Source organism: Reichenbachiella ulvae (assembly GCF_025833875.1).
Lineage (GTDB): Bacteria > Bacteroidota > Bacteroidia > Cytophagales > Cyclobacteriaceae > Reichenbachiella > Reichenbachiella ulvae.
The window spans coordinates 3,895,729-3,919,049 of sequence record NZ_JAOYOD010000001.1; the positions used below are offsets into that span (position 1 = coordinate 3,895,729).

Sequence of the window (23,321 nt, forward strand, 5' to 3'; positions counted from 1 at the left end):
GATTGAGTGAAATATGTTTAGCCGTGCCTAAGTTCAACATTTTACATGTTGATTAATAACTTTTGGCCGGGTTTAATTCGAGATGAGGTCAGGTTGTTAAGCTTTTTAATTTGTTCGATGGATACATCTCCGTACAGCTTCGAAATACTCCACAAAGAGTCACCAGATTGCACCAAATGATATTTGCCTCCAGCTATGATTTCAGTCTTTGGTTCTGCTTGGGCTGGAGTTGTTTTAGCGGTGTAAACATCCTTAGTACTCTGGTTATAGTAGGGCATCACCCAGATATCGAGTCGCTGACCCACACGAATCATATTACTGCTTAAGTTATTCCATCTTTTGATGTCCGAAACCCGAACATGATAGCGCTCCGCAATACTGCCCAGGACATCACCACTTTGGACACGGTACACTTGTCTTTCCCGTCCGTAAGTTGAACCAGGCATGTTTCTGGCAAGATATTCTAGTTCCTTTTTACCCACTTTGGAAGCTGAGTCAAGAATAGCGACTCTCTTCGCGCGGATGGAATCAATCAAATCCACTGGCATTTTCAGTGGATAATTTGTAACCCCATCAGGCACAGCTCCTCTGATGATCTGTGGATTTAGGGTTAATATATCATCAAGACATACATTGATTTGATTGGCCAGCGTCTCCATGTGGATGTAATTGCTCACATGCAAGGTGTCATAAGCCATCATGGCTCTTTGCTCGGACTGTAGGTCCACCAGGTTGTGCTCATCCGCATAGTTGACCACATAGATCATGGCCACCAGCTGTGGCACATAAGATCGCGTCTCTCTAGGCAGGTAGGGATAGATGTCCCAAAAAGTTCTTTTGTATCCAGATCGACGGATGGCTTTTCGTACATTGCCCGGACCAGTATTGTAGGCCGCCAATGCCAACTCCCAATCGCCAAACATGCTGTAGAGCGCCTTGAGGTAGCGTGCGGCAGATTCAGTGGATTTCCATGGGTTCATGCGCTCGTCGATGTACCAGGACTGATCCAGCTTATAGGCCTTTCCGGTGTAAGGCATAAATTGCCAAAGACCACCGGCTCCTACTCTGGAGACGGCATTAGGATTCAACCCTGATTCGATGATGGCCAAATATTTTAGCTCATCAGGCATGCCTTTTTCGGCCAGCACTTGTTCGAATATGGGGAAATACAAATTCTTCCTGGCCAGCACCTCACGAGTATATTCACGATCCCTCACAGTAAAGTAATCAATGAAAGAAAAGACTCTTTCGTTGAAGACCAGCGGGAGATCCTTTTCTAAACAAGACAGCCTGTCCTGCACCAATTCATAACTCACATCCGGCAATTCTTCTACCTCAGTCTGAGCCCAGGATGTAGTGCTTAGTACCAATAGTAAGGAAAGAATAGCAAGTACGTGCTTATGTGTCATATAATGTGATCTTGTAAATATTTGGAGAAAGATAATAATTTCTCTTCTTCGAAAGAATTACAAATAACCTGAATGCCTATCGGCATACCGTCTTTATCCGTCCCACATGGGATAGAAATGGCCGGCATTCCCGCCAAAGAGGCCTGAACTGTGAAAATGTCTTCTAAATACATTTGAAGTGGATCGCGATCGTGGCTATTCAGATCAAATGCAGGAGTAGGTGTCGTAGGCATGATGATGAAATCATTGTCAGCGAAGAGCTGCTTCATTTCATCTCTGATCAAACGTCTCACCTTTTGTGCCTTGGTATAATAGGCGTCATAAAAACCTTCACTCAATACATAAGTACCCAGCAATATTCTTTTGATCACCTCCTCACCGAATCCTTCGCTTCTCGATTTTTTGTACATCGATTCGAGATCCCTGGCATTTTGAGATCGGTAGCCATACTTCACTCCATCGAAACGTGACAAGTTAGCACTCGCCTCCGCTGTTGTCAGGATATAATAGGTCGGCAATACATATTTGAGGAAGTTGAAGTCCATACGGTTGACCGTATTGCCTTCAGATTCCACTTTAGCAAACACCTGATCTACGGCCGATTTGATCTGTGGATCGATAGCCTCGTGCGAATTGATGTTGTCGAAGGAAACAACTTTGAATTTTTCGGACCATTCTGGGGCCTTGGAAAATGCAGGCACTTTGCTTTGGCTCGCGGTATGATCGTACTCATCCGCTCCTGATACTACCTCTAATACCAGCGCCGCATCATCTACCGATTTGGACAATATCCCCACACAGTCGAAAGAACTGGCATAGGCTGTCAATCCATGTCTTGAGATTCTGCCATAGCTCGGCTTGAAACCAATCACTCCACAAAAAGCAGCAGGCTGCCTGACCGATCCACCTGTATCAGAACCCATCGATACCAGACACATATCAGATTGAACCGCTACAGCAGATCCACCAGAAGACCCTCCTGGCACTTTGTTCTCTCCTGCTTCGTTTTTGACCGGACCGAAATAGGAGTTCTCATTAGAAGACCCCATGGCAAATTCATCACAGTTGTTTCTACCGATGATGATGGCATCCTCCTCCAGCATGCGCTGTATCGGAGTGGCCGTGAATTGCGATTTGAAACCTTCGAGAATTTTACTGCCGCTTTGCAGGCTGTGGTCCTTGTGGCAAAAGACGTCCTTGATGGTCACTACCATTCCTGCCAGGCGTCCAGCTTTGCCCTGATTGATTTTTTCCTGTACCTCTTTAGCCTGAGCCAATGCCTCCTCTGCATATACCTCTGTGAGGGCATTGAGAGAAGGGTTTTTTTGCTCGATGTTGGACAGGTAGCCTTGTACGAGTTCGGTGCAATTGATCGTCCCAGCGTCCAGGTCGGTTTTGATCTGGGACAGTGAATGGTAATTCTTCAAAACTTATTTCTTGTCCTCGTCCTTGATTCCGTTGTCTATTTCGTCTTTGATCTCTTTAGATGCGTCCTTGAATTCTCTGATTCCTCGACCCAGACCTTTGGCCAGTTCTGGAATTTTTTTGGCTCCAAACAACAACACGATGACCAAAACGATAATCACCAATTCCCAGCCTCCTGGCATACCAAATGCCAATATTGAATTTGTCATATACTTATTAGCTTTTATACATTGTGCAATGCAACTGCAAAGATAGCCATTTAGAATCAAGATCAATCCGGACCATCCATTTTGTTCTCATGAAGTACAAATGCTTACACTTGGAAAGAAAAATGATCTAAAACAGCGCAGACACGTATCCCATTTATAAAACATGAATCTCAATCAGGTAACTCTTCCCTCAATAGATCCGGAAAACTCCGTACGCTTCTATCAGCTGCTAGGTCTCAGACTGATCGTAGATGCCCTCCCGCGCTACGCACGGATGGAGTGTCCCGACGGAGCAAGCACCCTCTCTATCCACCTGGTGGAGAAATTGCCTCAAGGCGAATTGCCTACCCTCTATTTCGAAACAGAAAGGCTCGACGAAGAATACCAAAGACTCAAAGAAGCAAAAGTGAACTTTGATCTGGCCCCTACTGATCAGAGCTGGCTCTGGCGAGAAGCCAGGCTGAAAGACCCGGATGGCAACCCTCTCATTTTATTCTTCGCAGGAAAAAACAGAAAAAATCCGCCCTGGAGAGTCGCATAGGCGGATTTCGAAAAATACTTCATTTTTTTTCGAACCCTGAGAGAGGCGCACCGTAATAATGCTTGTTGCAACATATAAAGTTGTTACAACAAATAAACGATAAATCAAATATTCAAACTAATAGCATCATGTTAAATACACTATTATCACTCATCACAGTATTCACTCTAGGTAGTGCCGATACTAAAGACGTAAAAGTAACCGAGAGCACGATCAAATGGGAAGCCACTAAAGTAGTAGGTGGTGGACATGAAGGTACCGTCATTCTCAAAGAAGCCGATCTCAAATTGAAAGGGTCTGAATTGAAAGGTGGATCATTCGTAGTAGATATGACTACCATCAACAGTACAGATCTAGAAGGAGAATGGAAAGACAAATTAGATGGTCACCTGAAGTCTGACGATTTCTTCAGCGTGGAGAAAAACCCAACTGCCAAATTCGTAATCACGAAAGTGAAAAAAACCGGCAATGGCAGCTACGAGGTAACTGGCGACATCACCATCAAAGGAAAAACAGAAACTATTTCCTTCCCCGCTACACTTACAGAATCTGGTGACAAGGTAACTGCCGACGCTACCATTACGCTTGACAGATCAAAATTCGACGTAAGATACGGATCTAGCAGCTTTTTCGACGACCTGGGAGACAAAGCAATCTCTGACGAGTTCAAGCTGATCGTATCGCTAGTAGCGAGCAAGTAATCAAAGACCTACCCAAAATGAAATCTCAACCCTGATGCAGCGCATCAGGGTTTTTTGTGTGCCAGCACAAATCGGTCGCATTTCCTCTTTATAGCTATAATCCCTCCAAGGGTTATTCCCTTAGATTTCTCTGTCCCGACACTAAAAACCTTTGTAGGGTTTAAGCCTATGACCTTAGCTAGCCTCTGCCTGATCCACACCAAACGGTTATCATTCGTTACTTTTAGACCAGTTCCATCACCCATCTCCAACGGTTTAAGGTTTAATCGTGTCTTTAGAGTGGTCGTACGCTAGAAACTAAAACTCATTTGAGATGAAAAGAAAAATAGATCTTTTTGAATGGCTTAAAGGGAAAGCCGCCATATTGATTTTGCTAATGGGAGTTTTCTCTTTTGCTTGTGAGGAGCAGGACCAACCAGAATGTGTAAAAGGCAAAGTGATTGGATATCAATCCTGCTACAATGTGAATTTGATTCAGGTGCTTTCAGGCAATTTGAAGGGAGAATCCATTAAATTGAAAGAGAAGGATTTTGATAGGGTTATCCAGTTTCCTGGAGGAGTTTTGCAAGACTCTGTTATTTACTTCAATTATGAATTTTTTGACCCAGATAAGGATGAAGATTTTACTAATATTATTTGCCCAACCCATATTGCTCCACTTGGAGTGCCAATAATAGCAATCACCAATTATTCAACCTCAAACTGTCCTTTGAACAATGAAAAATAGATCTTTTGAATGGCTTAAAGAGAAAGTCACCATATTGATTTTGTTAATTGGCTTATGTGCCTTGAGTTGCGAAAACCAATCTCCACTTAACTCGGTTTCCGAAGCTGATGTTCCTGCACTTATTCTATTCGAGGGAGATCCTGCAGTTGACGGGTGTGGATGGTTAATACATCATGAAAATACTTCTTATTCTCCAGTGAACTTACATACTGATTTTCAACATGATAGTCTTAAAGTTATCTTAAGTTATAATGTTTTAGAATCGACTTGGAATTGTGGTTGGAGAGAATTCGGGTATGACGAAATTGAAATATCTAAAATCAAAAGACATTAGACTTTAAGATTATAAAAAAACGGCTTATGAAAACTCTTAAGACCATTACGCTAAGCCTATTGTTCCTCGCCGTATTAACAACAGGATGCGAAAATGAAAGCCTAACACAGAATTGCGAAGGAGACAACGCAGAGTTTCCTGAAGTTTTCTATTCCGAAGAATTGGCAAGTATCCCTTGTGGACTTCAGAGTGTCGAAAGCGATAACAAAGAAGTAAATCTTGTCATAACTAATCAGGCAGATTTGGAGAAATACTTCACATGCCATGAACAGCTTCCTGAGATTGATTTTAATAAGTATTTCATTTTGGCAGGCAGTTACACGCATCATCAATGTGCCCTGCTAGACAGCCAGAGCGTATCCATTTGCAATGGACGAATTGCTTACAATGTTAATTTGCTTGAGCAAGATTGTCAGGCTATTACTTCTGTATTCTATGCAATTGCAATAGAAAATAAATACAATAATCTCCCTGTTGATTTCAAAATTCAATTCAAAAACTAAATGGTCGCATTTCCTCTTTATAGCTATAATCCCTCCAAGGGTTATTCCCTTAGATTTCTCTGTCCCGACACTAAAAACCCTTTGAGGGTTTAAGCCTATGACCTTAGATATCGAACAGCCAGACCCGCACCAAACAGTTATTTATCAAAACACTTGAATTTTTACTTAATACTCCGTATCATCGTGACTGTCGACAAATAAACCAACTGACTTTGGTGCTATGAAGACCCTTCTAGCGATAGCACAGTGGAGTAGCGATCCCCTTCAGTGAAAATGCATGTTGTTTCAGAGAAAAATAGGTAATAGATACCACGGCATAGCGATGTCCAGGGCTTCAGAGCATGTCGAGTATCGAGTTTATTTTTTTAACTTTTTAATCAATTGAAAACATGCCGATTAAATTTAATGTAATCGAACGGGGACAACCCGGAGTGGCCGGAGGTGGCCAAAAGAAGTACTATGCCAGTGCCAAGATGAGTGGCGAGCTGGACATAGACCAACTGACCAAATCTATCGAAAGAACCAGCACCGTCAATGGAGCAGACATAAGAGCCGTGCTCTACTCTCTGGTAGAAGTCGCCTCTGAGGAGCTGAGTCGCGGCAATATCGTGCGCCTGGGAGATCTGGGCAGCATGCGTGTCTCCATCAGTAGTGAGGGTCTACCCACCGAAGAAGAAGTAACGGCCAATGCCATTAAAAGCAGTAAGGTACTCTTCACCCCTGGCAAGCGACTCAAGGAGATGCAGAAGGTGCTAGAGTACCAAAAGGCCTAGTCCTCAGTTTTATAAGTATAGGATTTTTTTCTATGCTTATAAAAAGTTAATCCTATAGGCATAGAAATTATTTTTATGCCTATGGGATTCTGGACTTATGCGCATAAGATTTTTTTCTCTGCGCATAGGTTTTTCGAATCGTGCAATCTGTCATTAAAAACATGGAATCATAAGATAAAAGCGTTGTACTTGATTTTATGTTTTTAGAACTGGATTCGTTACTTTTAATCTACTCTAATGGTTTGATTTTCAACGTAAACCAATTTAACACTCCTAGGCGTAGAACGGTGACTATTCCGAAAGGATGAATAATGTTTTTGAACATGTAGACCCCAACAAGGTAAATACAGGTCTACTAAAAGAATATGGCGTGCGCTACATGAATATAGAGATGCTGGACGGTAGTCTGAGCACAGACAATGTCCTGGACATGCGCTACTATCGCAAACTCTACTCTTCCCTCTACAGCATGCACATCGGCAGCCAGCTATCAGGAATGGACGAACCCGGTAGCCTCTTCGACCTGATGAGCCAGCTCAAAGGACAGCACGAAGGAAAAGTCTTGATTTCAGTATTATACTATGATTACAATGCCTACAAAAGCAATGCCCTGAGCATTTCTAATTTGAATTGATTTTTAACAAAAAATAAAATGTACCTTGAAAAATTCACTTTCCATCTTCTCACTCATACTTCTCCTGGCCATCGCCAGCTCCAGCTGTGAAGAAGACCTGCCTACAGTCACCGATCCTCAGCAGGCAATTCTTGGTAAATGGGAAATCATCGAAAATACTTTTGGACCTGTAACTAGTCCTTCGGGGTACGATGAATATCTGCCAGATAGCGTGCGAATATCTTATAGCTATGAAGATGAAACTTTTTATTATGAAAAGTATTGGTTTGAGGATTCACTATTAATTCGAAGCTTTGAATTTATAGATGCCTATGATAATAATGATACTACCGTGTTTAATCTGCCGTACAGGTATGAATTTTTGAACTATAATACATTAAAGCTGGAGCTTCAATTTCCTGCAATGAATCCTATTCACATATATCAACGCATAAAGTAAACCACTATGAAAAGTTTATTAATTTTCTTAATAACATTTGTCAGCTTCGTTCTATGCCAGGCACAGGATAAAAATGAGCAGCCTGCTATACACAGAAAAAATAGCGGCACCATCAGTTCTGTTAAATTTTCGGGTTCAGAGAAAGACATACCTGAATCTGCCAATGCCTTTTTCCAAAAATACCTAAAGGCAAAACCTGATGACAGTTTTGCCAAAGTTCCGCACCAATCCAAACGCGAAGGGTATGTGCATGAACACTAATAGACAATAATGCCGAAAATTCTAACGAACTAGAAAAAGAAGCAGAATCTAACTCGACTAAACTATCGGCTTCCTACAAAGTAGTGTTGTTCAACTCTACCCAGAAAAAAGTTTACCCAAGCAATTTCAAAAAAGAAAGCAACATCAATACGAGTCATTTACCTGAAGGACTTTATTTTTTAAAAATCAGCCAGAATGGTAATATAGTTTATGAACAAACTGTGATAATACAATAATCAAAGACCTACCCAAAATAACATCTCAACCCTGATGCAGTGCATCAGGGTTTTTTATTTACCCTTGTGGATAAAAGCCGCCTTTTGATTAGCTTAGCTCAATTATTAAATATTCGCCATGAACCATACAAATCGCAGAGCATCCCTGGGTATCATCATGATTGTGATCGGGATCTTATTTTTGCTCGACAATCTCCACGTCATAGACTTTTCCATCCCGCGCTACTTGTTTACCTGGCAGATGATACTGGTAGTCATCGGTATATTCCAGTTTGCCACGGGCAACCAAAGAGGGGGTGTGATTTTGATATCATTGGGTGTTATTTTCTGGATTCCAGACTATTTCGACATCAGCTTTAGACAGTATTGGCCTGTCTTCCTGATTGCGATCGGACTCAGTTTTTTTTTCAAAAGTCGGACCGGAAAACTCCGCCAAAACACTGACTCAGACCAAATAGATCATCTCGCCGTACTCGGCGGCACCAACCAAACCATCAACAGCAAGAAATTTGCGGGAGGTAAAATCACTTCCATCTTCGGTGGAGTAGAGTTGGATTTGAGACAGTCTTCTCTAGAGGAAGGCCAAGCGATGATCGATTGCTTTGTAACCTTCGGGGCAGTCAAACTTTTCGTGCCTGACGACTGGGTGGTCAACTACGAAGCAACTACTGTTTTCGGTGGATACAAAGACAAACGTGCTCACAAACCCACAGAATACTTCGGTAATGTATTGACTGTAAAAGGTCTCGTGCTATTCGGTGGAGTAGAGTTGATTAGCTAGTAGCTATCAATAAATGGTTAATAGAAAATAGTTGTGTAGCCAGATACTTTCACGGCCCGTCTATCAGCCATGATATTGACGTCTAAATTTGTTTCGTACAGAATGTAGGAAGAAAGTAGAACTGTCCAATCTAGCGGATAATGCCATGGATAGATAAGCCAAGTTATGAAGCTTTTTGAATTAGTTCAGTTAATTCGGTAGTAAGCCGGTTAAAGTTATTTTCTCTGTATCGCCAAAGGTTTAGGCCATACATGTCTTCAGCTAGATCCTCAAAAGTTTCAACTCCTTTGATTTTCTCCTGAGTAATTAATCTTGGAAAGGCAAACCTGAGTATTAAGTATGGAATACCAATCAAAAGAAGTATGTTCATTGCAATTATGTCGAATCCAAAAAGTAGATATTCTGGGTTTGAGAATAACAATGAAGCCATAAAGGCCAACCAAATAAGTGTTGAGAATATTACGATAAAAAAGCTTGTCTTCGATATAGTTCTGTTGGGAAGAGTGAGGTCAAGTTGTTCACGAATTTTATTTTCATGAGAGCTTGAATAATAGCTAAGGAACTTCTCTTCATATATACTATCTGTATCCTCAAAGTGAAGTTTTTGAGTTTTGAAGTAGTTACGTAAATGTTCTAAAATAAGAAATTTAAGCGTTGGCCAAAGGACTCTGTTATTCAACGCTAGAATCTCTACAAGTTCATCAATGCTCTCAAAATCGTGCTTTGCTAGTTCAGGGATTTTTGCAGTTAAAATATAAAAGTTTGGTTGCTTCATTTGGTGAGAATCTGCCTCATAACAGATCTGTAAAAATCCTATTCACTAATTTCTTATTAACCATTAACAATTCTATCAATCCAGACTGATAATCACCGTCTTTACTGGAATGATCATGCTCCACATGGCGATGGGCGTATCTTCTGGCAGGCAAGTTTCATAGCTTGGGTCTTTCGATTCCACTGCTACGGTGTACAAAACATATTGGTCATCCATGCGCTGTATGGATGGCTTGCTATCCATTTCATTTTCGTAATTGTACTCATAGGCCTCAAAGAGTTCTTTTTCCTGCTTTGTACGAAAATCTGTTGCAGCCAGGCCCAAACTGATCTGCCCACCGATTTTCTGATTCAGCGAATCCAGATACTCACTTTCTCCTTTCAAAATAGTCGAGCAATCCAACACACCCTGACTCATGAGTGTATCAATTTGAAGATATAAATTCGCCCCATATTTTTCGGAAGCCATCACCACCTCTACATCCGTAAACTGTCGAATTTCATGCGTCTTGATGATGTCATTGACATTGGTCTTTTGCTCCCCCTCTAATGCGGAACATGCCCCCAAAACCGAGGCAACCAGAAAATATATCACTCTGTTCATGTTGCAATTTATGAATTGTACGCATTTTTTGCGGTGAGCTAACGCAGCGAATACCTGAAATATTGTAGCTTTTTCTCGTCCTTACTTTTTTTTCCATTATTACTGGCTATTTTTAGAAACCTATGATGAATAGCCCTGATCTTAACGAACCCAACCCTCATATACTTAGCAGGGAATTTCCGGTATTGGTTACTGGAGGAGCGGGCTACATGGCATCCTGGCTGGTCAAGTACCTGCTCGAGGATGGCTACAAGGTGAGAGTGACAGTTCGCAAACTCGACGATGAAGATCGCTACCGACATCTGACGAAAATCGCAGAGAGGTCTAAGGGTAGTTTGGAGCTATTCGAAGCAGATCTATTAGATCCCGAGGCTTTCAAAAACTGTATGAACGGCTGCAACATTGTATTCCATACAGCCTCCCCTTACAAAACGAAGGGTATCAAAAATCCACAAAAAGAATTGATCGATCCTTCTTTTGAAGGTACTCGAAATGTCTTGAATGCTGTCAATAAAGCACACTCGGTACGAAAGGTGATTTTCACCAGTGCCATCTCAGCCATCTATGGAGATGCTACCGACATCAAGGGTCTGGAAGTAGACGCCTTTACTGAAGCTTATTGGAATAAAAGTTCAAATCTCAAATATCAGCCGCTGGGATTTGCCAAAACCGTAGCAGAACGGGAAGCCTGGAAAATCCACGATGAACAGTCTCGCTGGAAAATGGCTACCTTAAATCCAGCCCTTTGTATCGGCCCCTCTCTTACGACCTATAGCATGTCAAGAAGTTTTGATTTTATCCGTCAGCTAGCAGATGGGACATATGAAGCCGGCGTGCCTGATCTGCAATATGGATTGGTAGACGTACGAGACGTAGCACATGCACATATTTTTGCCGCGCAAGATGAATACGCTACGGGCCGCTTTATTTTGGCTCATGAAGTCAAATCCATGCTGGAAGTTGCCACTATTCTGAGGAAAAAGTTTGGTGATAGCTTCCCATTCCCTACCAAGCTGCTTTCCAATCGTATGCTTTACTTCTTTGGATTCACGAAGGGACTCAGCAGAAAATTCGTAATGGAAAATGTAGGGAAAACGCTAAAAATCGACAACACCAAAAGTCGACACGAGCTCGGCGTGTACTACAAACCTATCGATGAAGCAGCCATAGAAATGCTAGATTTCATCGTCGATTACAACATGCTCAAATAACCATTTGACGCCTAAGCGACCATTGGTAGAAAATAGCTGCCGTTGGTATGGTACTATCGGTCGTTCATACAGCATTTAAGAACCCGCACTCTTCAATTATCGTCCTCCTATTAACAACTATGTTCAATGAAAGACGGTTGGATTTCTAATTATTGCAAATAGACTTAACTTTGCATCCCGTTAAACAATCCGCCTTTTATCTGACAATAATACTAAGAAATAAAAAGGAGGATGATTCGCAAGGTTATTTTAGGCTGGATTCTATTGATAGGAATGGGAAATGTATGGGCCCAGTCTGACACCACTCAAACGAAAGTTTATACCACAGCTCAGTTACAGTCAGAAATTGTAATCGATGGGTTACTAGACGATCCTGCCTGGTCTCAGGTAGATTGGGGAGGAGACTTCATTGGCCACAGACCCGAATACAACGTAGCTCCTAGTCAAAAAACGCAATTCAAAATCCTCTATGATGCCAAATACCTCTATGTAGGGGTTCGCTCCTTTGATACCGAGCCAGATAAAATCGCTCGTCGAATGTCTCGAAGAGATGGATTTGAAGGGGATTTTGTAGAAATCAATATCGACAGCTACCACGACAAGCGCACGGCCTTCTCCTTTTCTGCCTCGGTTTCGGGAGTGAAAGGGGACGAATATGTCTCCAACAACGGCAGCAACTGGGACTCCACCTGGGACCCCATTTGGTACCTGAAGACAAGCATCGACGAAGAAGGCTGGATCGCCGAGTTCAAAATTCCACTCTCCCAATTGCGATTTGCAGACAAAGAAGAACATGTCTGGGGGCTGCAATTGACCCGACGTTTGTTCAGAAAAGAAGAACGCTCCACATGGCAACCTGTGGATCCAAATGCGCCTGGATGGGTTCACTTATTTGGTGAATTAAGAGGCATAAAAGGAATAAAACCTCAGAAGCAATTAGAAATCATGCCCTATGTGGTAGGCTCTGCTGAGACCTTTAAAAAAGAAGAGGAAAACCCTTTTCGAGAGGACGGCTATGAGCTAAATGCCAATGTAGGTGTGGATGCTAAAATCGGAATCACCTCGGACATAACTTTGGACTTAACAGTCAATCCTGATTTTGGACAGGTAGAGTCCGATCCTTCTGCCGTCAATCTCAGTGCTTTTCGACTTTTCTTCAGAGAGCAGCGCCCCTTCTTTCTGGAGGGTAGCAATATCATGAGTTTCCGAACCAGCGGTGGGATCAACAACCTGTATTATTCGCGACGCATAGGAGGCAAACCTCAAGGCAATGCTGATGCTGATGATGTAGCCTATATCGATGCGCCTAACCAAAGTAGAATTTTGGGGGCTGCCAAAATCACCGGCAAAAATGCCAAAGGCTTTTCATGGGGTATCTTGGAATCTTTTACCAATCGTGAATATGCTCAGGTGATTGATACCCTCGGAGATCGAAGAAAAGAAAAAATCGCTCCCTACAGCAACTATCTGGTGGCGCGTGCTCAGCAGGACTATGGGGATGGCAAAACGGTAGTCGGCGCCTACTTCAGCAATGTCAACCGCTTCAACAACAACGAAAATGGGCTGGAACTGCTGCACGACGATGCACAATCCGGAGGAGTAGACATCAACCACAACTTTGCCAACCGCAACTATGGTTTTGAGTTCAAAGCCATGGTCAGCAGAGTCAATGGATCAGAAGAAGCGATATACGAAACACAAACCTCAGCTGAGCGCTATTACCAGCGCCCAGACAACGACCACAGATCAGTAGATAGCACATTGACCACTCTTTATGGTTCGGCAGGTACGTTGGCATTTGGCAAGCGCAGTGGCAACTGGCGCTGGACCATAGGCAGCAACTACAAATCGCCGGGTCTGGAACTGAATGATGTGGGTTTTCTGGTCCAAACCGATATCATTAACAATTGGGCATGGACCCAATACCGTATCAACAAGCCAACGAAGCTGTTCAGAAGTCAACGATACAGAGCATATATAGAATCCAACCTGGATTTTGGAGGTGTCACCACCAACAAAGGTGGAGAAATCAATATGAACTGGGACTTTCACAATCTCTGGAGCGCAGGCACCGGACTGTGGAGACAAGGCAGCAGAATTTCCAATGCTGACCTGAGAGGGGGGCCTTCGATCACCTATCCTGGAGGATTCAATTACTGGTACTGGTTTGAAACCAACAGTAGAAAAAAAATAAGTTTCAGTTATAACAACAGCTACTACTGGGGAGATGAAGACTTTTCGAAGAATGTCAATTTTAGATTTTCTGTCAACTACCAACCCACAGATGCCCTAAGGGTCTCCTTGTCCCCAAGAGTTTCTCATAGAAGAAATGCCCTGCAATACATCGATCAAATAGAAGATGCCGAACAAATGCACTATCTGATGGGAGAGGTACAGCAGCAAACCTATAGCATGTCTCTGCGCGCCAACTACAACATCACTCCTAATCTTACCATTGAGCTTTGGGCACAACCCTTCATGGCCAGTGGTCAATATCAAAAATTCAAATTTGATAGTGATACTAATGCCGGAGAGTTCGAAGACCGTTTCCTCGACCTAAACACTCAATATGTGTATGATGAAGATCAATCTTACTATACCATAGATGGCTACAACGGATTACAATTTGACGATCCTGACTTCAACATTGTAGAATTCCGATCGAACCTCGTGACTCGATGGGAATACATTCCAGGCTCTACCCTATTTCTGGTTTGGTCGAATAATGGAGGGCAATTCGATCGCTCAGAAAAAAATGAATTCAGCGACTTAAGCGCTAACCTGAAAGGTCTGGAATCCACCAATACTTTTCTGATCAAGTATACCTATCGCTTCATCCTTTGATCAAGCGACGGTGGTAGTTGATCTGCCCCAGATGATAATTGAGATGTCCCTGCAGTCGGATGAGAAAATATCCGTACGTCATCGGATGCCCGAAAACTTCGAGGGGGAAATTGGATTCAAGCATATCTTCAGAAAGAGCCTGTAATCCATTTTTTACTGCCTGTCGGGATTTTTCTATTTCCTCAAGCAATTCGGATTTAGAAACATCTTTCTTTGAAAATTCTCCATCTCTGTCTCTTTGGTAATCAGAGCCTCCCATCACAGCCCCAAAAAAATGCTGAAGATTTCCACAAAGATGAACTATGAGAGTACCACCAGAGTTTCCAATGGTACCTTCTATCTTCCAGAGCTGAGCGTCACTTTCGTAGGATTCTAGTTCAGTTTTGAGTCGATCTAGATCTGTATTAAATAAAGCCTCAAATGACGTCAGCATGCCACTCATGTTATATCTGGTTTGATCCTGGTGAATTGATATAATTCAGGAATTCATTTTTGTATTTCTCTTCCAGAAACTTGCCACTAAAATGTGCCGTTCCTGTCTTGCTGTTCGTGTCTCCTACTCCTCTGGAAGAAACACACATGTGATTGGCATCTATGACCACTCCTACATCTTCTGTCTTCAATACATCCTTCAGCTCATTGGCAATCTGCACAGTCAGTCGCTCCTGAACCTGCGGACGCTTCGAGTAATATTGAACGATACGATTGATCTTTGACAAACCAATCACCTCTCCACTGGAGATATAGGCCACATGCGCTTTGCCATAGATCGGCACGAAGTGGTGCTCACAGTGAGAGTAGAAAGTGATGTCCTTTTCTACCAGCATTTGGTCATAGCCAAATTTGTTTTCGAATAGGCGTGCCTTCGGCTTGTTCTTTGGATTCAATCCGCTGAACACCTCCTCCACATACATCTTGGCCACCCGACGAGGGGTACCTGCGAGGCTGTCGTCAGTCAAGTCCAAACCAAGAATCTGCATGATCTCTTTGAAATGCTTGGCGATCAGTTCTTTCTTCAACTCATCGTCCATCTCGAAAGCATCTGCTCTAAGCGGGGTATCAAAGGAAGAAGCAAAGTGCTCATCCATTAAATCATCCAGGTTGGAATCAGACGGGGTATTCGACATAGTTTCTTTTTGTTTCATACAATTGAATATTTAAGTCATACTTATCGTCGATTTCCTTCCTCAACAAATCATAGATGACCACTACTATATTTTCTGCTGTGGGGTTCAGTTCTTTAAACTCTGCCACATCCAAATTCAAATTTTTGTGATCGAAGCGTTCAATCACTTTTTCTTTGATCAAATCACTTAGCACCTTGATATCATAGACATATCCCGTCTCCGGGTCAATCTCTCCAGTCACCTTTACGTGCAGTTCGTAATTGTGTCCATGATAATTGGGGCTATTGCATTTTCCGAACACTTGGGCATTTTTTTCATCGGACCAATTTGGATTGTGCAAGCGATGTGCAGCATTGAAATGTTCTTCCCTTATGACGGCTGTTTTCATGAATTATTCCTTATTCAGACGACTTGCGCCTATTCTTTCTTTCCACAAAGTTTGACAAAAAACTTTTAAATCCAGTCTTGTTAAACTTTTACACTCAACACTTAGACGAAAAAACTCAACTTATGTTCATCTCTATAAGAATATTCTACGTAAGAGGGCATTTATAAGCTCAATTTGGCTAATTGTACTAACTTCGTTTTTTAATCCCTGTTGAGGGTTTATTTCAACGGGATTTAGCTCGATTGAACAATTGTTTTACCTATTCACGCTTCGTGAGTTTATCACGAAGATGTTGAATTATCGTCCTGCAATATATGGATTTTGAAGAGATCAAAAGTAGCATCATTAAGTATCAGGAAGATGGCAAGAAACTATTTACCACTTCCTCCTTTCAGACACACAGTATCGTTCTGCTTCATTTGTTGAGCCGAATAGACAACAATATACCTGTCTACTGTCTGAACACAGGCTACTTATTTCCAGAAACGATCGCTTACAAAGATCAACTAGCAGACGAATTTGGTCTTACGATCAAGGACATCAAACCAGATGTGCCCAAGAGTATCCAAAAGGACTCAGAAGGCAAATTGCTTTTCGCTTCCGATCCAGATCTGTGCTGCTATTACAACAAGGTGCAGCCCATGGACAAACTTCTGTCTGACTATGACATCTGGATCAATGGTATCCGAAAAGATCAGAATGCCAATCGTGCCAAAATGCGCGTCGAAGAGCCATCCAAGATGAATACGGTTCGTTTTCACCCCATGCTGGAGTGGACCAACAAGATGATTTTTGATTATATCAAAGAATACAACTTGCCACGTCACCCACTGGATCAGGTAGGGTATAGCAGTATCGGTTGTGAGCCTTGTACACGCAAGCCAAGTCTGGAAATGATGGAAAGAGAAGCCAGATGGTACGGAATGAACAAAACAGAATGTGGTCTCCACACAGAATTAGTTAGTAAATAATAGTGCAGGCCTCCACCGGCCTGCCTCACCAATAATAGAATCCAGATCTAGCTGGTAAAGATTAAATGAAAGTATTAGTAACAGGGGGAGCGGGATACATCGGCACCCGATTGATCAAAAAGCTAAGTGCAAATAAGAAAATAGAAAAGATCATCGTGTATGACAACCTCATGCGCGGCAATTACAACCTTTTCTTAGGTGATAAATTTATCCATGGTGAGTCGATTGAATTCATCAAAGGGGATTTGTTGGATTCCAGAAAACTGAAAAATGCACTGAAAGGTGTGGATGTGGTTTTTCACCTGGCTGCTAAGGCTACCAGTCCTTTCGCCAATGTGAACCTGCACTACTACGAGCAAATCAACAACTGGGGTACAGCAGAGCTGACCTATGCGATCGAAGAAAGCGATGTGAAAAAATTCGTCTACCTGAGCAGCATGGGTGTATATGGTTTCTCGAATGATCCTATCACTGAAGATCACGATGTGAATCCAGCATCCTTCTACGCCATCTCTAAACAAAGAGGCGAAGATCATGTGAAGCGACTAAGCAAGGTACATAACCCTATCATCCTGAGATGTGGAAACGTGTATGGCTACAGCAGAAGCATGCGCTTTGATGCTGTGATAAACAAGTTTGTATTCGAAGCGAATTTTAATGGCAGGCTATCTATTCATGGAAGTGGTAACCAGAAAAGAGCTTTCATCCACATCTCTTCTATTGCTGATATCCTGGAGCAAATTGCGGTAAAAGAAATCCCATCTGACACTTACAATGTATCGGAGAGAAACATGTCTGTATTGGATATTGTGGATGTGTTGAAAGAATTGAAGCCGGAATTGGAATTCCTTTTCATCAATCAACAGAACGACTACAATCAGCAGCTGGTCAGTGCAGAACAAAAACTGAAGCAGTACATCCCCTACAGTGATGAGGAATCATTCAAAGATCAGATGATCGAGTTTTTGAATAGCTTCAGCTATTAAGAAAATACATATCGGGAGGTGCACAAAAGGCAACCTCCCGAATATGATGTGACTAATTTTTTCACCAAAGTAAGGTCGCAATAGATCCGGCAGGAATCCTCACTGCAAACCGCCCACCATCAGAACTAACAGACATCTCCTTACTTTCTTGACTTTCATTGATCGCCAGCATCACTAGTCTACCTTCAGGCGTCTCAAAGCATACATTTGGAATTTCCTCGCTTTTCGTAGAGGCAATTCTTACTGATCCACCAGGGACATATTTCGAGGCATGTGCTACTGAGTAGTAGCCAGAGTTTCTCGTGACCTGATCACCATCTATCGTTATTCCTCCCAGACATCTGGTGCACCCTCCATCTGTATGGGGCTGTAGATCTGGAGCCGACGACAGGTTCCATTCTATCACATTCTTACTCCAATTGCGAGGCGCACCGATCATCAGCACTTTGAAGTGCCACATCAGATCTCCCGCAAAATTTCCAGGTGCACCAAACCATTGTTCAGTGAAGTACAAGCCTTTGTCCGGATGGGCATTGTGCACCTCAGTCAAGGCATCAATTTTCCCGCCATACAAATGAAAAGCCGAACCTTCTACATACTTTCTTACCTCTAGATCATCCAATATACTAATCGGATAATCCGGCCTATCCGCATTGTGATCATAGAGCAAAATTTTGGTGTTGATTCCAGCTGCTTCAAAAGCGGGTCCTAAACTTCTTTTGATGAAGTTGGCCTGCTCCTCTGGTAGCATCTTCATGCTCGGATTGTTGCCGGGATGAAGGGGTTCATTCTGGATAGTCATCGCGTCTATGTCAATACCTTCTTCCTTCATAGCCTGGAAATACTTGACAAAATACCTGGCGTAAGTATCATAGTACTGCTCCAACAACTGACCCCCCTTGCTTTCTCCGTTACTTTTCATCCAAACAGGCGGAGACCAGGGAGAAGCCATGATTTTGATGGCTGGATTGATGGTTTTGATTTCTTTCAATAAGGGAATCAGTACTTCCTTTTCTCGATCTATAGAGAAATTGTTTTGTTCCAAATCAATTTCCCCTGCTGGTAAATCGTTGTAAGAATAAACCTCAGCATCCAGATCCGAGGCGCCTATGCTGATCCGGATGTATGACAATCCGATATCCTTTGGTCCCGACCCAAAAAGCTCTTGCAGCAAAGCTTCTCTAGCTGAGCTGCTCATGGCATTCAAGTGGCTGGCACTGCCCCCAGTCAAAGCAAAACCAAAACCATCCATCACCTGAAACCTTTGTGCAGGATCAATCTCAAGTCTAACCCTGCTTTCTTTTTCTTCATCGAGAATCAGCTCATCGGCACGGGTCAACCTACTCTCCCCTTCACTTTCTGTGATATAAACCTCTACACCAGCTAGAAACGAATCTTCAGTTTCCGTTGTGCTTTCTCCATTGTCATGCTTCGCACAAGAACCCAATATCAGGCCCATGAAAGCATATATCATTGTTTTTTTAATCATTGTTACTCCTGATTTGGATCCCAGATGAAAGTCCCAACTGACCCTGCATCCAGTGATGCCGAAAATAAAATGTCTCCCTGCGTGACATTGAATGTTTGATAATTGTCAGTGTTGTTGAGTGCTAGCAGGACTATCTGATTATCTGGTGTGAGATAGCAAACATTAGGAATGCTATTAGAATAGTCCGAAGCGATTCGGAGCGATCCTGGCCTCACCCATTTGGAGGCATGTCCTATCACATAATAGCCCGCCTTTCGGATCACTTGACTCCCATCAATTTCTATTCCTCCGAGACAGGAACTACAGCCTCCATTGGTGTGAGGTTGTAAACTTGGGGAGGAAGATAGATTCCACTCGATTACATTCTTGCTCCAGTTTCTGGTCGCGCCAATCATCAACTCTCTGATGTGCCATTTCAAATCCCCAGCGAAATTGCCCGGAGATCCAAACCACTGCTCGGTGAAGTATACATTCTTATCCGGGTGGGCATTGTGGACATTTGATAGTGCAGAGATATCACCCGCATACAAATGAAACCCTGATCCATCTACATACTTTCTGGTTTCCTCATCGTCCAAAATGGAAATGGGATAAGAAGCCATATCTGCATTGTGATCATACAAAATGATCTTTGTCTCAATATTGTTAGCTGAAAAAAGCGGACCTAAACTGTTTTTGATAAAAGCATTTTGCTCCTCCGCTGACATGCCCATACTTGGGTTGTTGCCTTCATGCAAAGGTTCATTTTGAACGGACAGCGTCTCGATAGTAATACCTTCTGCCTCCATTGCCTGGAGATACTTTAGCAAGTAGAGCGCATAAGAATCATAGTACTCTTCTTTTAATCTTCCTCCTACGCTTGATCCATTCGTTTTCATCCATGCAGGAGGCGACCAAGGGGTTGCCATGATTTTGATGTCTGGATTGATGGCCAATATCTTTTTCAAGATTGGAATTATAATCTCCTGATCGTGAGCGATCGAAAAATTCTCTTGCTGCTCGTCTGTTTGGCCAGCCGGCAAGTCATTATAAGAAAACACTTCAGCATCCAAATCTGATGCCCCAACGCTGATACGCAGATAAGAAATACCTATTGAGCCATCTCCCGATCCGAAGAGTTCCTGCAACAATTCATTTTGTTCGGTCTCTCCCATGTAATAAATATGACCCGCGCTACCGCCAGTCAGGGCAAAACCAAAGCCATCCATCTCCTGATAGGTAGTAGCTAAGTCAATTGACAAATCAATCGACGGATTCTGAGCGGGAGCTCCGATGTAGGAGTCATAGTATTGTAGTTTGGCGGATTCATTCGCCTTGGTGATAAATGTCTCTACTTCTGGTAAGTCTACCACAGGAGGTTCCACTTTTGGGGGAGGAGCCACCGAGTCGTCTGACTCCTGACATGCCAGTAAAAAAGCCATCAACATCCATACGCCCAAAATAATTCTTTTCATAGCACGCCGTTTGAAAAAACAGGAGGTGAAAATCTTCCACCTCCTTTTGATTTTACATTAGTTATAGTACTTCCTTAATTACAATGTCGTCCAGCACGATACCGTCACCAAAAGAGGCTACTGTACCCTCTGGAGCCCATCCGGATCCTACTTTGAAAAGCAAGAACACACTACCACCTTCACTCAAATCATCAGCAGTGACTGTGAACTGTCCATTGGCATCCATGATTCCTTCATAGGCATTGGCAGTACATCCAGCAGCCACTTCCATAATATCTCCAGAGAACTCACCTACTGTACAGTTTTCGCCATCACCATAGGCTTTCAATGCCACCTGTACACCCTGAATGTCATCCTCGACAACTGGCTCAGCAGAAAGTAAATACACCTCGAACCAAGTACCATTAGAACCGGTGGTGCTGCTCAGACTAGCTTCAAATTGATAAGTGCTACCAGCAGTCAGACTTACTTCCTGATAGAGCATGTGGTTGCTGTATTCATAAACATCACCGTTATCATTAGTACCGCTTTTGAAGACAAAGGCACCATCCACAAAATCATGGGCAGTCATGTTATCCGCTGCAGTCCACAGAGCTGTTGAAGTCCATGCAGAAGCATCGGACATATCTCCAGCAGTAACCAAATTCTCACCAAATCCAGATACACTTACCTGTTGAGTTGCATCGTCAGAGCCACCCTCATTAGTAGCGGTCAAAGTAATGGTGTAAGTTCCGCTTTCAGTATAGGTATGTGATGCATCTGTAGTAGTCACTGGATCGCTACCATCTCCAAAATCCCAGCTGTAGGTATCCCCGTCGACCGAAGTATTGCTGACACTAACCATCATGGTGTTCTCCTCGCTCACCGTCACATCGAACCCGGCCAGTGGAGCTTCTATAGGATCATCGCTTTCTTCTCCACAAGCAGTGATCATGATGGGTGCTATCAGCAGTGCCATTAAATAATTCTGATTTCTAAATAGTCTTTTCATCGTTTATAAATTTTATGCTTAGTAATTATTTCAGATTTGGATTTCTGTCCAGCTCCTCTTGTGGGATTGGAAGAAATATTTGACTTTCGTCCATACTATAATCGAATGGCTGACCCGTTCTCAGATCGATCTCAACCAGGTTGTTCATCACAGACACTACCTGACCAAATCGAACAAGATCGTCCCACCTTTGTCCTTCCTGGGCCAACTCAAGCCTTCTTTCCTCCAGGATGGCCTGTCTCATCGTGGCCTGGCTCGCCAGATCAGCAGCAGACAAATCAGGTAAACTCACTCTAGATCTAATTCTGTTTACTTCAGTAGCCGCATCTCCCAGTCGGTTCAGGCCTACCAATGCTTCGGCCTTCAACAAGATCACATCTCCCAATCGCAGTAAGTGCAGACGGTCCGAACTTGCCCATCCACTGGCATTTTTCCATTTGTAAGCGAAAGGAATGGTGCTTCCCACTGCATTGCCCCAGAACTCATCTACCCAATCAACAGCCTCGAAAAGCACAGTAGCATCTCTTCGGATCACATCGCCCTCCGCTGTATAAGCATCGATCAGATCATGAGAAGGAGTAGTAAATTTTCTCCAGCTATCTCCTGAAATAGAAGGAGGTAAATGCATCTGTGGTCCCCAGTTGCCCTCTGGACCTCCAGTGAATTGAACCTCTAAAATCGACTCTGCATTGTTATAATGATTGCCATCGAAGAGGTGGTTGTAGTCGATCAGCTGATAATTGGCCGAACTTTTCTCAACTGCTACACAGTAATCCAGTGCCGCCTGGTAATTTGGATTGGGACGTTGCAAACTCGCTTTGGCCGCCAGGGCATTTGCAGCTCCTGCTGTCGCTCTTGCTTTGTTGACACTCGCATCCGAACCATAAGTGTCAGGCAGCAAATCAATTGCCATTTCCAGGTCTTCGATGATTTGATCGTAAACCTCCTCCTGACTCGACTTGGATGGTCGAATTTTATCAGGGTCAGTGGAAGAAGTAAAGGCAGTCATGATGGGCACCTCGCCCCAACTAGTCACCAGTGTGTAGTGGTGATAAGCTCGTAGGAAATAAGCCTCGCCCATGATTTGACTTCTTCTCTCTTCAGTCAATTTAGGATCGTCTACCAAAGGAGCTCGCTCCAATACCACATTGGCTTTGGCTATGGCATTGTACAAATCGGACCAGTTGCCAAATAGGCGCGAGTTGGTAGGAGTAATAGTCAGCCAATCGACCTGAAAGATCTCTGGATTGTCTCCCCCAGCATAGTGGTTGTCAGATCTTACATCCTGAAATAAAATCTTATCCCACACATAGTATTCCGCCGATTGGAAGGATTCGTAACTCCCCGTCAATGCTGCCTCTAATTGGCTGGCATTGTCATAGCCTACTTCTGTTGTTTCTTGAGATATCGGTTCGAGATCGAGAAAATCGTCACAGGCCACCAGGCAAAACGCCAGCAATGAACCCAGTACAATATTGATTTTTTTATTCATCGTTTTCATGCTTTTGA

General features: G+C 43.0%; 27 protein-coding genes. 15 read left to right on the forward strand and 12 right to left on the reverse strand.

Annotation, left to right across the window (positions count from 1 at the left end; translation table 11 throughout):
- Positions 1–41 precede the first annotated feature (41 nt).
- Genes N7U62_RS15700 through N7U62_RS15710 form a run of 3 tightly spaced genes read right to left on the reverse strand, consistent with a single transcriptional unit; the run spans position 42 to position 3,043 of the window.
- On the reverse strand, positions 42–1,409 hold the full coding sequence (locus N7U62_RS15700; RefSeq protein WP_264138954.1) for a lytic transglycosylase domain-containing protein: 1,368 nt from the start codon (positions 1,407–1,409) through the stop codon (positions 42–44).
- Positions 1,406–2,836, reverse strand: a complete 1,431-nt coding sequence (gene gatA, locus N7U62_RS15705; protein ID WP_264138955.1) for an Asp-tRNA(Asn)/Glu-tRNA(Gln) amidotransferase subunit GatA — start codon at positions 2,834–2,836, stop codon at positions 1,406–1,408. The genes N7U62_RS15700 and gatA overlap by 4 nt, the downstream gene beginning before the upstream one ends.
- Positions 2,837–2,839: 3 nt before the next feature.
- Positions 2,840–3,043, reverse strand: coding sequence for a Sec-independent protein translocase subunit TatA/TatB (locus N7U62_RS15710; protein WP_264138956.1), 204 nt, complete (start codon positions 3,041–3,043; stop codon positions 2,840–2,842).
- A gap of 163 nt (positions 3,044–3,206) precedes the next feature.
- Between N7U62_RS15710 and N7U62_RS15715 the strand changes: the two genes are divergently transcribed.
- From N7U62_RS15715 to N7U62_RS15760, 11 genes are all read left to right on the forward strand, one after another.
- Complete coding sequence (locus N7U62_RS15715) at positions 3,207–3,584, forward strand: VOC family protein (protein WP_264138957.1); 378 nt, start codon at positions 3,207–3,209, stop codon at positions 3,582–3,584.
- Positions 3,585–3,712: 128 nt separating this feature from the next.
- Entirely contained in the window at positions 3,713–4,285 is a 573-nt protein-coding gene (locus N7U62_RS15720) for a YceI family protein (RefSeq protein ID WP_264138958.1), read from the forward strand.
- Between the two features lie 313 nt (positions 4,286–4,598).
- On the forward strand, positions 4,599–5,012 hold the full coding sequence (locus N7U62_RS15725) for a hypothetical protein (RefSeq protein WP_264138959.1): 414 nt from the start codon (positions 4,599–4,601) through the stop codon (positions 5,010–5,012).
- Positions 5,002–5,346 carry a hypothetical protein gene (locus N7U62_RS15730; RefSeq protein WP_264138960.1) on the forward strand — a complete coding sequence of 115 codons (345 nt, stop codon included), beginning with the start codon at positions 5,002–5,004 and terminating at the stop codon, positions 5,344–5,346. The genes N7U62_RS15725 and N7U62_RS15730 overlap by 11 nt, the downstream gene beginning before the upstream one ends.
- A 26-nt stretch (positions 5,347–5,372) precedes the next feature.
- The gene (locus N7U62_RS15735; RefSeq protein WP_264138961.1) at positions 5,373–5,849 is read left to right on the forward strand and encodes a hypothetical protein; all 477 of its coding nucleotides are present in this window, start codon (positions 5,373–5,375) and stop codon (positions 5,847–5,849) included.
- Between the two features lie 389 nt (positions 5,850–6,238).
- Positions 6,239–6,622, forward strand: a complete 384-nt coding sequence (locus tag N7U62_RS15740) for an HU family DNA-binding protein (protein WP_264138962.1) — start codon at positions 6,239–6,241, stop codon at positions 6,620–6,622.
- Positions 6,623–6,926: 304 nt separating this feature from the next.
- Positions 6,927–7,256, forward strand: a complete 330-nt coding sequence (locus N7U62_RS15745; RefSeq protein ID WP_264138964.1) for a hypothetical protein — start codon at positions 6,927–6,929, stop codon at positions 7,254–7,256.
- Between the two features lie 25 nt (positions 7,257–7,281).
- Positions 7,282–7,695: a hypothetical protein gene (locus tag N7U62_RS15750; protein WP_264138966.1), complete on the forward strand. Its 414-nt coding sequence runs from the start codon at positions 7,282–7,284 to the stop codon at positions 7,693–7,695.
- A 6-nt stretch (positions 7,696–7,701) separates the two neighbouring features.
- Positions 7,702–7,956, forward strand: a complete 255-nt coding sequence (locus N7U62_RS15755; RefSeq protein WP_264138967.1) for a hypothetical protein — start codon at positions 7,702–7,704, stop codon at positions 7,954–7,956.
- A complete protein-coding gene (locus tag N7U62_RS23275; RefSeq protein ID WP_404818038.1) occupies positions 7,956–8,192 on the forward strand; it encodes a T9SS type A sorting domain-containing protein in 237 nt (78 codons plus the stop codon). Before N7U62_RS15755 ends, N7U62_RS23275 begins: the two co-directional genes overlap by 1 nt.
- 118 nt (positions 8,193–8,310) lie before the next feature.
- Positions 8,311–8,973, forward strand: coding sequence for a LiaF transmembrane domain-containing protein (locus tag N7U62_RS15760; protein ID WP_264138968.1), 663 nt, complete (start codon positions 8,311–8,313; stop codon positions 8,971–8,973).
- 163 nt (positions 8,974–9,136) lie between these two features.
- On the opposite strand, the gene N7U62_RS15765 is transcribed toward N7U62_RS15760, so the two are convergent.
- On the reverse strand, positions 9,137–9,748 hold the full coding sequence (locus N7U62_RS15765; RefSeq protein WP_264138969.1) for a hypothetical protein: 612 nt from the start codon (positions 9,746–9,748) through the stop codon (positions 9,137–9,139).
- Positions 9,749–9,823: 75 nt separating this feature from the next.
- Positions 9,824–10,351: a hypothetical protein gene (locus N7U62_RS15770; protein WP_264138970.1), complete on the reverse strand. Its 528-nt coding sequence runs from the start codon at positions 10,349–10,351 to the stop codon at positions 9,824–9,826.
- Positions 10,352–10,473: 122 nt separating this feature from the next.
- On the opposite strand from N7U62_RS15770, the gene N7U62_RS15775 reads away from it, so the two are divergent.
- Positions 10,474–11,562 (forward strand): NAD-dependent epimerase/dehydratase family protein, encoded by a 1,089-nt coding sequence (locus N7U62_RS15775; RefSeq protein WP_264138971.1) that lies wholly within the window; start codon positions 10,474–10,476, stop codon positions 11,560–11,562.
- Positions 11,563–11,793: 231 nt separating this feature from the next.
- Positions 11,794–14,406, forward strand: a complete 2,613-nt coding sequence (locus N7U62_RS15780; RefSeq protein WP_264138972.1) for a DUF5916 domain-containing protein — start codon at positions 11,794–11,796, stop codon at positions 14,404–14,406.
- On the opposite strand, the gene N7U62_RS15785 is transcribed toward N7U62_RS15780, so the two are convergent.
- The 3 genes from N7U62_RS15785 to N7U62_RS15795 are packed head-to-tail and all read right to left on the reverse strand — an operon-like array spanning position 14,396 to position 15,921.
- Positions 14,396–14,848 (reverse strand): DinB family protein, encoded by a 453-nt coding sequence (locus N7U62_RS15785; RefSeq protein WP_318840696.1) that lies wholly within the window; start codon positions 14,846–14,848, stop codon positions 14,396–14,398. The two genes, N7U62_RS15780 and N7U62_RS15785, sit on opposite strands and share 11 nt — an antisense overlap.
- 1 nt (position 14,849) lies before the next feature.
- Positions 14,850–15,551, reverse strand: a complete 702-nt coding sequence (gene folE, locus N7U62_RS15790; protein ID WP_264138973.1) for a GTP cyclohydrolase I FolE — start codon at positions 15,549–15,551, stop codon at positions 14,850–14,852.
- On the reverse strand, positions 15,514–15,921 hold the full coding sequence (locus N7U62_RS15795) for a 6-pyruvoyl trahydropterin synthase family protein (protein ID WP_264138974.1): 408 nt from the start codon (positions 15,919–15,921) through the stop codon (positions 15,514–15,516). The genes folE and N7U62_RS15795 overlap by 38 nt, the downstream gene beginning before the upstream one ends.
- Before the next feature lie 314 nt (positions 15,922–16,235).
- Between N7U62_RS15795 and N7U62_RS15800 the strand changes: the two genes are divergently transcribed.
- Positions 16,236–16,892 carry a phosphoadenylyl-sulfate reductase gene (locus N7U62_RS15800; RefSeq protein ID WP_264138975.1) on the forward strand — a complete coding sequence of 219 codons (657 nt, stop codon included), beginning with the start codon at positions 16,236–16,238 and terminating at the stop codon, positions 16,890–16,892.
- Positions 16,893–16,957: 65 nt separating this feature from the next.
- Positions 16,958–17,878 (forward strand): NAD-dependent epimerase/dehydratase family protein, encoded by a 921-nt coding sequence (locus N7U62_RS15805; protein WP_264138976.1) that lies wholly within the window; start codon positions 16,958–16,960, stop codon positions 17,876–17,878.
- A gap of 61 nt (positions 17,879–17,939) precedes the next feature.
- On the opposite strand, the gene N7U62_RS15810 is transcribed toward N7U62_RS15805, so the two are convergent.
- From N7U62_RS15810 to N7U62_RS15825, 4 genes are all read right to left on the reverse strand, one after another.
- Positions 17,940–19,367 carry a glycoside hydrolase family 30 protein gene (locus N7U62_RS15810; RefSeq protein ID WP_264138977.1) on the reverse strand — a complete coding sequence of 476 codons (1,428 nt, stop codon included), beginning with the start codon at positions 19,365–19,367 and terminating at the stop codon, positions 17,940–17,942.
- Positions 19,368–19,369: 2 nt separating this feature from the next.
- Positions 19,370–20,821: a glycoside hydrolase family 30 protein gene (locus tag N7U62_RS15815; RefSeq protein WP_264138978.1), complete on the reverse strand. Its 1,452-nt coding sequence runs from the start codon at positions 20,819–20,821 to the stop codon at positions 19,370–19,372.
- 61 nt (positions 20,822–20,882) lie between these two features.
- A complete protein-coding gene (locus N7U62_RS15820; protein ID WP_264138980.1) occupies positions 20,883–21,812 on the reverse strand; it encodes a PKD domain-containing protein in 930 nt (309 codons plus the stop codon).
- Positions 21,813–21,837: 25 nt separating this feature from the next.
- Positions 21,838–23,313, reverse strand: coding sequence for a RagB/SusD family nutrient uptake outer membrane protein (locus N7U62_RS15825; RefSeq protein ID WP_264138981.1), 1,476 nt, complete (start codon positions 23,311–23,313; stop codon positions 21,838–21,840).
- Positions 23,314–23,321: the final 8 nt, after the last annotated feature.

Excerpts from the sequence above, each read along its gene's own strand:
- N7U62_RS15700 (WP_264138954.1), bottom strand. The coding sequence starts at position 1,409 with ATGACACATAAGCACGTACTTGCTATTCTTTCCTTACTATTGGTACTA.
- N7U62_RS15710 (WP_264138956.1), bottom strand. The coding sequence starts at position 3,043 with ATGACAAATTCAATATTGGCATTTGGTATGCCAGGAGGCTGGGAATTG.
- N7U62_RS15715 (WP_264138957.1), top strand. The coding sequence starts at position 3,207 with ATGAATCTCAATCAGGTAACTCTTCCCTCAATAGATCCGGAAAACTCC.
- N7U62_RS15720 (WP_264138958.1), top strand. The coding sequence starts at position 3,713 with ATGTTAAATACACTATTATCACTCATCACAGTATTCACTCTAGGTAGT.
- N7U62_RS15725 (WP_264138959.1), top strand. The coding sequence starts at position 4,599 with ATGAAAAGAAAAATAGATCTTTTTGAATGGCTTAAAGGGAAAGCCGCC.
- N7U62_RS15730 (WP_264138960.1), top strand. The coding sequence starts at position 5,002 with ATGAAAAATAGATCTTTTGAATGGCTTAAAGAGAAAGTCACCATATTG.
- N7U62_RS15735 (WP_264138961.1), top strand. The coding sequence starts at position 5,373 with ATGAAAACTCTTAAGACCATTACGCTAAGCCTATTGTTCCTCGCCGTA.
- N7U62_RS15740 (WP_264138962.1), top strand. The coding sequence starts at position 6,239 with ATGCCGATTAAATTTAATGTAATCGAACGGGGACAACCCGGAGTGGCC.
- N7U62_RS15745 (WP_264138964.1), top strand. The coding sequence starts at position 6,927 with ATGAATAATGTTTTTGAACATGTAGACCCCAACAAGGTAAATACAGGT.
- N7U62_RS15755 (WP_264138967.1), top strand. The coding sequence starts at position 7,702 with ATGAAAAGTTTATTAATTTTCTTAATAACATTTGTCAGCTTCGTTCTA.
- N7U62_RS15760 (WP_264138968.1), top strand. The coding sequence starts at position 8,311 with ATGAACCATACAAATCGCAGAGCATCCCTGGGTATCATCATGATTGTG.
- N7U62_RS15765 (WP_264138969.1), bottom strand. The coding sequence starts at position 9,748 with ATGAAGCAACCAAACTTTTATATTTTAACTGCAAAAATCCCTGAACTA.
- N7U62_RS15770 (WP_264138970.1), bottom strand. The coding sequence starts at position 10,351 with ATGAACAGAGTGATATATTTTCTGGTTGCCTCGGTTTTGGGGGCATGT.
- N7U62_RS15775 (WP_264138971.1), top strand. The coding sequence starts at position 10,474 with ATGATGAATAGCCCTGATCTTAACGAACCCAACCCTCATATACTTAGC.
- N7U62_RS15780 (WP_264138972.1), top strand. The coding sequence starts at position 11,794 with ATGATTCGCAAGGTTATTTTAGGCTGGATTCTATTGATAGGAATGGGA.
- N7U62_RS15785 (WP_318840696.1), bottom strand. The coding sequence starts at position 14,848 with ATGAGTGGCATGCTGACGTCATTTGAGGCTTTATTTAATACAGATCTA.
- folE (WP_264138973.1), bottom strand. The coding sequence starts at position 15,551 with ATGAAACAAAAAGAAACTATGTCGAATACCCCGTCTGATTCCAACCTG.
- N7U62_RS15795 (WP_264138974.1), bottom strand. The coding sequence starts at position 15,921 with ATGAAAACAGCCGTCATAAGGGAAGAACATTTCAATGCTGCACATCGC.
- N7U62_RS15800 (WP_264138975.1), top strand. The coding sequence starts at position 16,236 with ATGGATTTTGAAGAGATCAAAAGTAGCATCATTAAGTATCAGGAAGAT.
- N7U62_RS15805 (WP_264138976.1), top strand. The coding sequence starts at position 16,958 with ATGAAAGTATTAGTAACAGGGGGAGCGGGATACATCGGCACCCGATTG.
- N7U62_RS15810 (WP_264138977.1), bottom strand. The coding sequence starts at position 19,367 with ATGATTAAAAAAACAATGATATATGCTTTCATGGGCCTGATATTGGGT.
- N7U62_RS15815 (WP_264138978.1), bottom strand. The coding sequence starts at position 20,821 with ATGAAAAGAATTATTTTGGGCGTATGGATGTTGATGGCTTTTTTACTG.
- N7U62_RS15820 (WP_264138980.1), bottom strand. The coding sequence starts at position 21,812 with ATGAAAAGACTATTTAGAAATCAGAATTATTTAATGGCACTGCTGATA.
- N7U62_RS15825 (WP_264138981.1), bottom strand. The coding sequence starts at position 23,313 with ATGAAAACGATGAATAAAAAAATCAATATTGTACTGGGTTCATTGCTG.